Here is a 12,726-nt window from a genome sequence, read left to right on the forward strand (position 1 = left end):
TGTATTGCATTGGCGGCCTGTACAGTGCAGTGCGGATTTCATGCCACTGTGCATGGCTCTCTGTGTCAGACATTTTTACATTACGTGTCAGATATATCCAACACAGCGCGTACCAGCGTCATGAACAATCACAACATCGCTGCATTACCGTCGAGGCATGCCTCGCACCTTCTTTCTGCCCGGTCGGCCGCCTTCGGCCCGGCCCCAGCATGGTTCAGTTCGTTCAGGGGGCAACCTCTGACGGCGTAAGCAGGCCGCCACGGATGGCCTGCGTGTGCCTTTGCACACCTCCCTGCCCGCACCAGCACTGATGTACAGGTGAGACCGATAACCATCGGGGTTTCACAGTTTTCCTTGGATAAAAAGAAGCACGGGGTACACAACTGATGGACGCAACATCTACATCCACTGCGAAAGGCGAGCACGAGAGTAAACTCAGTGCTTCGTTGAAATCGCGTCACCTGACCATGATGTCGATCGCCGGGGTGATCGGCGGCGCACTGTTCGTCGGGTCCGGCAGCGTCATCCACAGCGCCGGCCCTGCTGCGGTGCTGGCCTACCTGGCAGGCGGCATCCTGGTGGTGCTGATCATGCGCATGCTCGGTGAAATGGCGACTTCCTCGCCAGACACCGGCTCGTTCTCCACCTACGCCGACCGCGCCATCGGCCGCTGGGCCGGCTTCACCATCGGCTGGCTGTACTGGTGGTACTGGGTGATCCTGATGGCCTGGGAAGCCTATGTCGCCGGCAAGATCCTGCACGGCTTCTTCCCTGACGTCAGCGTCAACGTGTTCGTGCTGGCCACCACGATGGTGCTGATCACCGTCAACTTCTTCAACGTCAAGCACTACGGCGAGTTCGAGTTCTGGTTCGCGTTGATCAAGGTGGTGGCGATCGTCTGCTTCCTGATCGTCTGTACTGCGGCGGTGATGAACATCTGGCAGTTCGGTGAAGTACGTGGCATCACCCACCTGACCGCCGAAGGCTTCATGCCCAACGGCATCACCACGGTGATCGGTGCCTTGCTCGGTGTGATGTTCGCCTTCCTGGGCGCCGAAATCGTCACCATCGCGGCCTCCGAAGCCAAGGACCCGGCCACCCAGATCGTCAAGGCCACCAACTCGGTGGTATGGCGCGTGTGCCTGTTCTATGTCGGCTCGATCTTCCTGATCGTCTGCCTGGTGCCGTGGAACGACCCGCAACTGGGCGTCTCCGGTTATGGCGCCTACCGCCGCACCCTGGAGCTGCTGGGCGTGCCCCACGCCGAGCTGCTGATGAACTTCGTGGTGCTGACCTCGGTGAGCAGCTGCCTGATCTCCGGCCACTACACCGCCTCGCGCATGCTGTTCTCCCTGGCCCAGCGTGGCGATGCGCCGTCGTTCTTCAAGATCACCCGCGCCGGCACTGGTGTACCGGTGTACGCGATCATCGGCTCCTGCGCCGTTGCCGTGGTGTGCGCGCTGATCAACTTCAGCGAGACCCTGCGCCCGAAAGACGTGCTGGAGACCCTGATGAACACCACCGGCATGATCGCCCTGCTGGTGTACCTGGTGATCGCCTTCTCGCAGCTGCGCATGCGCCGCAAGCTGATCGCCGAAGGCAAGGAAGTGCGCCTGAAGATGTGGCTGTTCCCGTGGCTGACCTACCTGGTGATCGCCTTCATCGTGGCGGCCCTGGTGACCATGGCGTTCATGCCTGACTACCAGATCCTGGTGATCTCCACCGGCATTGCGGCGGCTGTCGTAGTGGCGATGGGTGTGGTGCATCAGGTTCGTAGCGCCAAGCAACAGCACTAAGCGCTATTGCGTTGCCGGAAACGGCCGGGCCCTTCGCGGGGCCCGGCCGTTTTGCGTTTCAGGGGCTGGGGTGTACCGGGCCTGAGGCATCGAAACTCAGGGCGTCGGCTGCGCCCAGGTGAATCTGCCGGCTGCCGCTTTGCAGCACGGCGCTGCCGGCCTGCACGCTGACCTGGGTCTGTTCGGGCAAGCGGTCCAGGGTCAGCTGCGCGGTGTGGATGGCCAGGGTGCCGTGGTCGGTGACCAGCAGCAGCGGGCGTGGGTCGCTGGCGGCCACCTCCAGGTAGATGCCGCCGGTGAGCACGGTCAGGCGCCGTTGCTGCGGGCTGTACTCGATATCCACCGCCGTGTCGGGGCGTAACACCAACAAGCTGCCGTCTTCCAGGTGGCGGCTGATCTGCTGCTGGCTGTCGGTGCTCAGGTCGGCCAGTTCGAAGCGCTGGCGCATCCACGGCGAGCCGAGCAGCGCAGAGGCGCCGACCAGGGCGAGCAGGATGAGGGCGAGGGTGGTTTTCATCGAGGGCGATGGCATGCAGGGACTGACCCCAAGCATAGCTGGCAGGTTCCCCCTGTAGGAGCCGGCTTGCCGGCGATAGGGCCGGCAAACCCGGCACAAGGCCGTGCAGGATGGCACCGGCCGGGCCGGTGATGGCCGGCGAGCCGGCTCCTACAGGAGGCACACCGGCCTGGACGCCGCGATAGAGGCGTTTCTGGCTTATGCTAAGCGCACCGCCAAGCAAGGAGCCCCAGCCATGGCCTGGTCCGCCACCCAGTACTCCCTGTTCGAAGACGAACGCACCCGCGCCGTGCGCGACCTGCTGGCCGCCGTGCCTGCGCGCCCGGTGCGCCATGCCACCGACCTGGGCTGCGGCCCGGGCAACTCCACCGAGGTGTTGTTGCAGCGCTGCCCCGACGCCCAGGTGAGCGCGCTGGATAGCGACCCCGACATGATCGACAAGGCCCGCCAGCGGCCGCGCCTTGGCATTCCACGGGTGCGTTGCGAGATCGCCGATATTTCAGCCTGGTCGGCCAGCGAACCCCAGGACCTGATCCTGGCCAACGCCTCGCTGCAGTGGGTGCCCGACCACGGCTCCCTGTACCCGCACCTGGTGCGCCAGCTCAGCGAGGGCGCAAGCCTTGCCGTGCAGACCCCGGACAATCTCGACGAACCGGCGCATCGGCAACTGCGCGAGATCGCCGCCCGTGGGCCATGGGCTGGCAAGTTCGCCGATTTCAGCCTGCCGCCGCGGCACAACGCGGGGTTTTATTACGACCTGCTTAGCCCGCTGTGCGCCCGTGTGGATGTGTGGCGCACCACCTACCACCACCCGTTGCCCGGCGGTGCCGAGGCGGTGGTTGAGTGGTTCAAGGGTTCGGCGCTGCGCCCCTACCTGGCAAGGCTGGACGAACGGGAGAAGCAGGACTTTTTGCAACTGTACCTGCAAGCCATGCAACACGATTACCCGCCGGCCACCGACGGCAAGGTGCTGTTGCCGTTCCCGCGGTTATTCGTGGTGGCGACGCGCTAGGCGCCACAGCACGTAGCCATAGATGCCCAGGTTGAGCAGGGCGACGAAGCTGCCCAGCCACAGCTGGATCTCGGGGGTAAGCCCGGCGGGGTAGATCAGCGGCCAGATGTAGTGTTCGACGAAGCCGCCGTGGTAGCCGTGGTCGCCTGCGGCAAAGCGCAGGCGGTTTTCCCATTGGGTGAGCGGGCATTCCAGGTGCAGGCCTTCGACCGCCAGGCCCCAGGCCAGGGCCGGCAGGTGGACGATCACCGCGCGCCGGCGCCACAGCACCAGCAGGCCGCCGAACAGTACCAGCAGGATGAAACTCAGGTGGAACAGCACCAGGGCATCGGCAGCGAGACGGTAGAACATGGGGGGATTGCTTCGATGGCTTGAGAGGCGCGTATTAGAGCAGATTTACACGATCCCCTGCAGGCGCTGGCTTGCCAGCGATGCAAGCGACGCGGTGCCTGGCACCGGCTGCGCCGGTATTCACGGCTAGGTTTTGTACGAAAAGTGCCTGCGCGACGATCATGCTGCGTTGAAAACAGGCTCGGAATGCTCATTTGCAACCAGCAAACTCCGCTTCCTCGCCTGTTTTCGCCTTGCCTGATCGCCGCTCGGCGACTTTTCGTACAAACCCTAAGGCCCACACAGAGACCGTGGCGCATCAGCCAGACCAGTACCCTGCGCGACAGCGCAGCCTGCAAGGGCTGGGTGATCTCCTGCAGGTTCAGCGCTGGCTTGAAGACCCTGTGATCGGGTTTAGCCGCGCAGCAGGCGACCCCCAACGCATGCTCTGGCGGCTAAGCCCCCAGCGCTCGCTTCAACACCTCGTAAATCCTGGCATCCCCTGACTGTGCCACGTTGAAGCGCAAAAAATCGCCTGCCGTCATCGACTGGCTGAAGGCATTGCCGGGCGCCAGCACCACCCCCTCACTCAAGCAGGCCCTGGCCAGGGCGGCTGCATCCTTGCCCTCAGGCAGTTGGCACCAGGTGTACATGCCGGCCTGGGGTACCCTCCAGGGCTTGATGCCAATGGCCTGAAGCCTGGCGACCGTGCTGTCCATGGCCTCGGCCAGGCGCTGGCGAACGCTCTCCATGTGCTTGCGGTACCCGCCATCGGTAATGGCCTGGTGGATGATGTTCGCGGCCAGGCGACCACCGCCGAATGTAGTGGCGATCTTCAGGTCCACCAGGCTCTCGATCCATTCACTGCGGGCGGCGATGTAGCCGCAGCGAATCGACGCGGAGACGGTCTTGGAGAAGCTGCCGATCTGGATGACCCGGGCCAGGCCGTCGAAGGCAGCCAACCGGGGTGCGGGGGTGTGTTCGAAGTCGCCGAAGATGTCGTCCTCGACGATCACCAGGCTTGAGCTGTCGGCAAGTTTCAGCAGCCGGTGCGCCGTGACAGCAGACAAGCTGGCCCCGGTGGGGTTGTGGATGCCGGAATTGGTGATGTACAGCCGCGGCGTGTGGGCGAGCAGGGCGGCAGCGAAGGCATCGATGTCCGGGCCGGTCGCCGTGTAGCGTACGCCGACAATGTTGACCCGGTGCGCTTTGAGCAGTGCGTGAAAATTGAAGTAGCAGGGGTCGTCGACCAGCACCGTGTCACCCGGCTGCAGCAGAAAACGGCAGATCAGGTCGATGGCGTGGGTGCCGGACTCGGTGAGCATGATCTGCTCCAGCGGGGCTTGCAGGCCGATGCCGGCCAGCCGGCGCGACAGGAACTGGCGCAGCGGCGGGTGCCCGAGCGGTGAGGCGTACTCGGCCAGTTGCAGCGTGTCGGACCGGGCAACGTTGCGCAGCGCCTTGCGCATGCCAGCCTCGAACATCCAGGACGCCGGCAGCCAGCCGCAGCCTGGCTTCAACGCATCGCTGGAGGTTTCCAGGGCCTGGCGCGAAATCCACAGCGGGTCGACGTCACGGTCCAGCCGGGGGCCGAGCTCGGTCAGTGCCAAGGGCGCTACGGGCCCGGCCACGTAAAAGCCCGAGCCACGCCGAGCGCTGAGTACGCCCTCGGCCATCAACCGTTCATAGGCCTCAAGCACAGTGGACACCGAGACCTGCATGGCCTGGGCCATGGCCCGCACCGATGGCACGCGGATGCCTGGCGTGTAGGTGCGCGAGGCTATCCTGGCCTGGATCTCGGCCATGACTGTTTGAATTCGCGTGCCGTGCCGTTTCATCGCACCCTCAACTGTGCTGGAGTTGTTTGCATAACAGTTCGGTAGAAGTGTTCGGGATTGTACATGGCCTTGGTCAGCTTGTGGGTGCTGTACTGAACCCCGGCTTATCAAGGACATGACCATGGAAAAATCAACAAGCGGGTGGGTCAACGGCTTTATCGGCGTCGCCATCTTTGCTGGCTCCTTGCCGGCAACCCGGGTGGCAGTGACCGCTTTCGAACCGACCTTCCTGACCTGTGCCAGGGCGACGATCGCTGCGCTGCTGGGGGCGCTGTTTCTGATCGTGCTGCGCCAGCCTTGGCCTGCGCGCGCGGCCTTGCCATCACTGGCCATCACCGCGCTGGGCGTGGTCATCGGTTTTCCGCTGCTGACAGCACTGGCCCTGCAGCATGTCACCTCGGCCCATTCGATTGTGTTTGTCGGGTTGCTGCCACTGTGCACCGCAGGCTTTGCCGTGGTGCGCGGCGGGGAGCGGCCCCGGCCACTGTTCTGGTTGTTCTCGCTGGCGGGGGCGGGGCTGGTGGCAGGCTATGCCTTGAGCAATGGCGCAGAGGCGTCGCTGCTGGGCGACCTGCTGATGATCGCGGCGGTGGTGGTGTGCGGGTTGGGCTACGCCGAAGGGGCGCGGCTGTCGCGCACACTGGGCGGCTGGCAGGTGATCAGCTGGGCCTTGCTGGTGGCCTTGCCGTCCATGTTGCTGCTGAGCATCGTCAACCTGCCAGCACTCGATGCCTTCGCCAAGGTCAGTGCCCCGGCGTGGTTCAGCTTTGCCTACGTGTCGCTGTTCAGCATGCTGATCGGCTTTGTGTTCTGGTACCGGGGGCTGGTGCAGGGCGGTATTGCGGCGGTGGGCCAGCTGCAGCTGGTGCAGCCGTTCATGGGGCTGGGCCTGGCGGCCTTGCTGCTGCACGAGCACGTGAGCTGGATGATGCTGGTGGTGACGCTGGGGGCGGTGGCCTGTGTGGCCGGGGCCAGGAAGTACGCCCACTAGCGGCTGCGGGCAACCCCGGCGATTACGCGCCGGGGCTGCCTGCAGTCATCAGGCGATCAGGTCGACCGCCAGTTGGAAGGCAACCCACAGCGCAAGGCCGGTGGCGAAGGCCAGGGCGATGTTCTCGAACCAGTTGTTGCGGTACTGCTTGCCCAGCAGGGATTTCTGGTTGGACATGATCAGCAGGCCCAGGGAGATCACCGGCAGGCCGATGATGTTCAGGGCGCTGACGCCGATGGTGAGGGTGACGAAGTCGGGCATACCCGGGATCGACCACACCAGCGGCGTCACCAGGATGAACAGCATGAACCACTTGTGCATCGGGTCGTGGTGGAATTCCTTGCCAAAGCGCTCGCGCCGCCCTGGCTTCACATGCTGGAAGGCATCGGTGATCAGCATGGGGAACGCCGTGGTCTTGCCGGAAATGCTGGCGAACAAGGTGGCGAACACCCCTATGAAGAAGATGTACCAGCCGATCGGGCCGAAGAACATCTCCAGCGCCTTGCCCAGGTCGCCAAGGGTTTTCACCTCGATGCCATTGGGCCGCAGGATTTCTGCTCCGACGATCCAGATCGCCAGGTTGATGACGATACCGACGAATACCGCAAACAGCAGGTCGTTGCGCTGGATACGCTTGTGCTGCGGGCCGACCCAGCCTTTTTCACGCATCACATAAGGGTGCACGAAGTTGGCCACCGAGCCTGCCACGGCGCCGATCACCGACACCGCCACCAGCAGCGCGCCATGCACCCCTTCATCGGCAGGAATGCTGAAACCGATGGTACCCTTGACGATGCCGGCCACGTCGGGGCCGGACATCAGCGCCAATGCCAGAAACGCCAGGGTCATCACCGCCAGCAAAACCTTCATCACGCCCTCGATCATGGCGTAGATGTTGCGCCCCACCAGCAGCCACACCGCCAGCACCACCGCCATGGAGCACAGCAGCGGGTAGTCGGTGCGCAGCAGCATGGCCAGCGCTTCGCCGGCGCCCTTGATCATGTAGGCGTTCATCAGGTGGCCCATCAGCAGGGCATAGCCGAGCATGAACCAGGCGAACACCGGGTGCAGCTGCGCATAGCCCTGCAGGATGGTCATGCCCTGGTTATTGCACAGCTGAAAGCGCGCGATGATGTTGACGATGAGGTAGCGAAGCAGCAGTGAAACGGCCAGTACCCACATCATGGCGTAACCGTAATTGGCGCCGGCGACGGAGGAGGTTATCAGATCACCTGCGCCCAGCCACGAGAGCACGGCGATGATGCCGGGGCCGAGTAGCTTGATCAGCTTGGACAGGCGATTTTGAGGGGCTGCGGCAGCCTTGCCCTCGACAGAAGGAATGCTCGACATGGTGTCTCCGTTGTTTTTATTCGTGAGAACAGGCGTATTCGAGCACGTAAGATAGGATGTCGTACAACTAAAAGTTGTACTTGGATGTTTCGCGATGTTACGGGGAGGGTGTTGGTTGGGTACTCCGGCAAGCCGGCTCCTGCAGGGGCCGCATAACCTTCAGGCCGGCGCTGTGCCTGCAGGAGGTCACCCGGCCCCGAGGGCTGCGCTGTCGCGCAGAGAACTGGCCTCACAGAGGCGCCACGCAACTGTCTTGTGCTGCCTGTTCCGGCCTCATCGCCGGCAAGCCGGCTCCTACAGGTACCTGAAGCTCATGCAAATCCTGTAGGAGCTGGCTTGCCAGCGATGAGGCCGGCACAGGTTGCACAAGACCGTCCCGACAAGATCGAGGTCGCGCTCGCCTTGGCCCGTGCTATCACTGCCCCCCGCCTGCCAGCAGCGCCAAAAGCGCATCGGCATCCAGCTTCGCGCTCACTTCACCCCCCTCAAGCAAGCTGTCAGCCAGGTCTCGTTTGCGCGCGTGCAGGCCGACGATCTGCTCCTCGATGGTGTTTTCGGCAACCAGCCGGTAAATCGTCACCGGGCGCTGCTGGCCGATGCGGTAGGCGCGGTCACTGGCCTGGTCCTCGACTGCCGGGTTCCACCAAGGGTCAAGGTGGATCACATAGTCGGCGGCGGTCAGGTTGAGGCCGCTGCCGCCGGCCTTCAGGCTGATCAGGAAGATCTCACCCGCGCCAGCCTGGAAGGCGTTCACCCGGCGCTCGCGGTCCTTGGCAGGTACGCTGCCGTCCAGGTACTGGTAGGCAATGCGTTTTTCATCGAGCAAGGTGCGCACGATGCTCAAGTGATCGACGTACTGGCTGAACACCAAGGCCTTGTGGCCATTGTCCAGCAGCTCTTCGACGAGGGCAGTGAAGGCCTGCAGCTTGCTGCCTGGCAGGGTGGATTGCTCGACCACCAGGGTTGGATGGCAGCAGAAGCGGCGCAGGCGGGTGATTTCCGTCAGTATCTGGAACGACCTGCCTGCTCCGGGAGCCGACTCTGACACGTTATCCAAGGCTTGTTGACGAAGCGCTTCGTAAAGATGCGCTTCCTCCTCGGACAACGGCACCTTGTAGGTGATCTCTGTGCGTGCGGGCAGCTCGTCGAGCACCTGGCTTTTCAAGCGGCGCAGAATGAAGGGTTGGATCAGCGCCTTCAATGCCCGTCGAGCGGCTGCATCGCCTTGTTCGATGGGGTTGGCGAAGCGGCTGTTGAAGCTTTCCTGGCTGCCGAGCAGGCCAGGGTTGATGAAGCGGAACAGGCTCCACAGCTCGCCCAGGTGGTTTTCCAATGGCGTACCCGTGGCGACCACACGCATGTTCGACTGCAAGGCCATGACCGCTTGTGAGCGCTTGGTCTGGGCATTCTTGATGGCCTGGGCTTCGTCCAGCACCACTGTATGCCATTGGCTGGCGGCGAAGGCTGCGCTGTCCTGTTGCATCAGGCCGTAGCTGGTGATGACCAGGTCGCCGGGGCCCAGGCCATCCAGGTTGCGCTGCTGGTGGTACAGATGCAGCTTCAACTGTGGGGCGAAGCGCCTGCTTTCGGCCTGCCAGTTGAGGGTGACCGACGTCGGCGCCACAACCAGTTGCGGGCCGTCGGCCGCGCGCTGCAGCAACAGGGCCAGAACCTGCACGGTCTTGCCCAGGCCCATGTCGTCGGCCAGGCAGGCGCCTACGCCCCATTGCGCCAGGCGTGCCAACCAGGTGAAACCTTCATGCTGATAGGCACGCAGATCGGCTTTCAAGGTTGCGGGTAGCCGAGGCTGGTAATCGCGCAGCGATTGCAGTTTCTGCAGGTGTGCCTGCCAGCTTTTATCAGCAGTGAACTCACCGGCCTCTGCTGCCAGCTCGGCCAGCAGGGGTGTGGTCAGCGGGCTGAGCCGCAGGCCCTGGTCGGTGACCCGGTCGGCCAGGTGCGCAAGCTCTCCCAGGCGCTTGCGCAAGGTATCCTCAAGTGCCAGCCAATCGCCTTCGCCAAGCTTGAGGAAGCGCCCGGGGTTGGCCTTGAGCAGCTCCAGAAGCTGGCGCAGCTGCAGCACCTTGCCGTCATCGAGCGCGACCTCGCCCTGCAGGATGAACCACTCGCCCTGAGCGCGCAGGCCCAGCTTGAGTTCGTTCAGTTTCAGGCGGCCTTTCAAGCGCATGCGTTCGCCTTCCGGCCACACGCAGTGCACCTGGTTGCCGTCCAGTGCGTGCAATTCGCCGAGTACCTGCAAGGCATCCTGGGGCTGTTCCAGTTGCCATTCCTGGCCGTCGCTGTTGGCGTTGGCAAGACCGGGGCAGGCCTGCAGCACCTGCTGCAGTGCCTGACGCTCGCCGGCCAGGTCGCGACTTACCTGCAACGGCTTGCCATCGCGCTCGCCAAGCACGTTTTGCGCGCCAACGCCGGGGCGCAACCAACTGCTCTCGGCCAGCGGGCGCACCAGCAACTGCAAGCGCAAACCTTCGGCAAGTGGCAGCAAGTGTGCGTACAGGCGTGTATCTGCGGGCTCCTGGTCCAGCTGCGCGGCGAGCTCGGGCAGGTCCGAGTGCACCGGCAGCAGCGGGGCGATCGCACTGACCGCCTCGATCAGGTGCGCCCTGCCTGATTGCGGAACGCTCAGACCGTCGCCGATAACCTTGACGATCTGGCGCAGGTCGCCGTTAAGCGTAAATATCTGCAGGCGGGTGGGCGTTTGCTTGTGCAGGTAGTAGGCGTCGGCATTGACGATGCCCTGCGGCTCGAGGCGCAGATGCATCTGCCCATCGCGCGCTTCAAGGTGCAGGCTGGCATGGCCAGCCTCAAGCTCGATGCGCACGTCCGGTGCGTCCTGCCAGAACAGCGCCGGGTGGCCGATCAACTTGGGCAGGCCAACGTCGGGAGGCAGTTCGTACTCGGCCCCGGAATAGGAATAGCGGCAGGCCTGGATCACGCTGATCGCCTGGCGGTCCTGCTCGCACAAGAAGTCCAGCCTGTCGCCTTCCTCCAGCAGCCGCCTGAGTGCCACCGGGCGGCCCTTGCTCCATTGCCCCTTGGCGCCCAGTTTCTGCTCGCGCGGTTCCAGTTGATTGGAATAGCGGTGAAGATCCAACAGCCAGGCCAGGCGGGTGGTCTTCTTGGCCGCGGGGCTGGCCGGTGTGTCGGCGGGCTTGAGTTGGCTCAGGGCGTCGAGTGCATGCTGCCAGGCTTCCCGGCGCTGAAGCAGCTCGGCCAGTGGTTTGAGCCCGGCTTGGTGATGCACATCGTGAGTGTGCCGAGGTACACCGAATTGCACCGCGATCAGGGCATCGAACTCTGCGGCCAGCCAGGCGTAACCCAGTTGATCGAGTTGCGCCCGGTAATCTTGCAGGGTCGTGTACCAGTTCTGCTGGCGTGCGACCGGGGCATCCAGCCAGTACAGTGCGAGCGCCAGCAGCAGGCCATCGAGGCCATAAAGTTCGAATGAGCGCAGGTACGACAGTTCAGGTGTATTGCCTTGCAGCTGCTCGAAGAATTTGTAGAGCACCGTATAGGCGCTGCCATAGTTCTGCTTTTCGCCCAGCACCAGTGCCTGCTTGAGTGCAGCGTGGTGCTGGCTGTCGTTTTCGGCGAAAAGCGCCAGGCAGTACAGCGCGTTGAGCAGCGGGTGCAGGTCGATCTTGCGTTTTTTGGTCTGCCTGCGCTGCTCGGTGAGCCAGGCCCGAATCCGTTGCAATGCCTCGGTGGTTTGGCCGCGCAGCACCAGCTGAGCGCTTTGCAGTGTCAGCGGGTACTGCCCGCCGAAGTGTTGCAGCGCTTCCCAGTCGCCTCGCCACAGCGCTTGCTGCATCAATTGCAGGCCAAGCTCGGGGGAGGGCGCATGCGCCATCTGCTGCTTGGCCAGCTGATAGCTGCCGTGCGCCTCACCCAGCAGGCTGTTGTGCAGGCAAAGATGGTCTTCCAGCAGCAGCCCGCGTACGGTTTCATCCAGCAGGCCAAACAGCTCAAGGCCCGCAGGGTCGGCCTGCAGAAGGTGCATGGGGTGTTGCGGGGCCCAATTATTCGCGTGCAGTGTCCTGGCCGAGAGATACAACAAGTGCGGCACCTGGGCGCCGTTACCGCTCAACAGGTTGAGCCACAGCTCTTGTAATGCCTGGGGCGCGCCAGGGGTTTGCCACGGATTGAGCGCGGGCAGGCTGGCGGCAATCTGCTGCAAGTACGGCGCACTGTCGGCTGTGCCCAGCAGGCTGAGCAACACACTGGTGCGCCGCTGTGTCGCCACGATGAAATATTGGCCTTCCCTGCGCTGCTCCACGTCTACCCAGCCTTGTTCCCGCAATTCTTGCAGCAGGTCTGCCAATGTAGTGGCATCCAGCTGTTTGCCGGCGGCATCACAGATACCCATGGAGCGCAGTAGCTTGAGCAGCGAGGTTTTACCTTTGCCGGGGAACGCGGTTGCCAGGGCGTAGAGCAGCGCCCTGCAGTTGTCGGGGAGTGAATCGAAGCTGAGCGGTTGCATCCTGGGCCTCACTTGGGGCGGTCGGGCGATTGTACCTGCAGGCGGCCAAGTGAAGGGCAGTTGGTTTTTTCTTCTTCTCTTTGAGCTATTTCTTCCTGCAGGTTTCCACGTCGTTTTGTGTGTTCAGTTCGGTGTGGATGCCAAGCCGGTACCAGCAGTAATCGATGATCCACTGACGCTCTTGCTTCGTGAGCTGTTCGACTTGGCGAATTTCCCCATCATTGGCGTGGATGTTGTAGAACTCCATCTGCAACGTCGGGTGCTTTTTCACGAACAGGATGGTTTCGATGTCGCCATCCTCAAGGGCTTGGTAGTAACCAAAGTAGAGCGTTGTCAGCATAGCCAGAACAATCAGGGCAAACAGTTTCTTCATAATGGTTGCGGCGCCGTA

9 protein-coding genes are annotated in these 12,726 nt (G+C 63.3%); 3 read left to right on the plus strand and 6 right to left on the minus strand.

What is annotated here, in order from left to right; all coding sequences use genetic code 11:
• Positions 1-386 precede the first annotated feature (386 nt).
• Positions 387-1,796 carry an amino acid permease gene (locus KSS94_RS12060; protein ID WP_217843198.1) on the plus strand — a complete coding sequence of 470 codons (1,410 nt, stop codon included), beginning with the start codon at positions 387-389 and terminating at the stop codon, positions 1,794-1,796.
• A gap of 58 nt (positions 1,797-1,854) precedes the next feature.
• On the opposite strand, the gene KSS94_RS12065 is transcribed toward KSS94_RS12060, so the two are convergent.
• A complete protein-coding gene (locus KSS94_RS12065) occupies positions 1,855-2,313 on the minus strand; it encodes a FecR family protein (RefSeq protein WP_217843199.1) in 459 nt (152 codons plus the stop codon).
• Between the two features lie 235 nt (positions 2,314-2,548).
• Here KSS94_RS12065 and tam point away from each other — a divergent pair, with 235 nt between their 5' ends.
• Positions 2,549-3,325: a trans-aconitate 2-methyltransferase gene (gene tam / locus KSS94_RS12070; RefSeq protein ID WP_217843200.1), complete on the plus strand. Its 777-nt coding sequence runs from the start codon at positions 2,549-2,551 to the stop codon at positions 3,323-3,325.
• Here the strand turns inward: tam and KSS94_RS12075 are convergent.
• Positions 3,302-3,676 carry a DUF2784 domain-containing protein gene (locus KSS94_RS12075; protein WP_217843201.1) on the minus strand — a complete coding sequence of 125 codons (375 nt, stop codon included), beginning with the start codon at positions 3,674-3,676 and terminating at the stop codon, positions 3,302-3,304. The two genes, tam and KSS94_RS12075, sit on opposite strands and share 24 nt — an antisense overlap.
• Positions 3,677-4,110: 434 nt before the next feature.
• Complete coding sequence (locus KSS94_RS12080) at positions 4,111-5,493, minus strand: aminotransferase-like domain-containing protein (RefSeq protein WP_217843202.1); 1,383 nt, start codon at positions 5,491-5,493, stop codon at positions 4,111-4,113.
• A gap of 121 nt (positions 5,494-5,614) precedes the next feature.
• Here KSS94_RS12080 and KSS94_RS12085 point away from each other — a divergent pair, with 121 nt between their 5' ends.
• Positions 5,615-6,484: a DMT family transporter gene (locus KSS94_RS12085; RefSeq protein WP_217843203.1), complete on the plus strand. Its 870-nt coding sequence runs from the start codon at positions 5,615-5,617 to the stop codon at positions 6,482-6,484.
• A 48-nt stretch (positions 6,485-6,532) separates the two neighbouring features.
• Here KSS94_RS12085 and KSS94_RS12090 read toward each other — a convergent pair whose 3' ends face one another.
• The 3 genes from KSS94_RS12090 to KSS94_RS12100 form a co-directional block, all read right to left on the minus strand.
• Positions 6,533-7,834 (minus strand): Nramp family divalent metal transporter, encoded by a 1,302-nt coding sequence (locus tag KSS94_RS12090; protein WP_217843204.1) that lies wholly within the window; start codon positions 7,832-7,834, stop codon positions 6,533-6,535.
• Positions 7,835-8,249: 415 nt separating this feature from the next.
• The gene (locus tag KSS94_RS12095; protein WP_217843205.1) at positions 8,250-12,335 is read right to left on the minus strand and encodes a DEAD/DEAH box helicase; all 4,086 of its coding nucleotides are present in this window, start codon (positions 12,333-12,335) and stop codon (positions 8,250-8,252) included.
• Between the two features lie 85 nt (positions 12,336-12,420).
• Positions 12,421-12,708: a hypothetical protein gene (locus tag KSS94_RS12100; protein WP_217843206.1), complete on the minus strand. Its 288-nt coding sequence runs from the start codon at positions 12,706-12,708 to the stop codon at positions 12,421-12,423.
• Positions 12,709-12,726: the final 18 nt, after the last annotated feature.

It is taken from the genome of Pseudomonas fakonensis, from assembly GCF_019139895.1.
GTDB classification, from domain to species: domain Bacteria; phylum Pseudomonadota; class Gammaproteobacteria; order Pseudomonadales; family Pseudomonadaceae; genus Aquipseudomonas; species Aquipseudomonas fakonensis.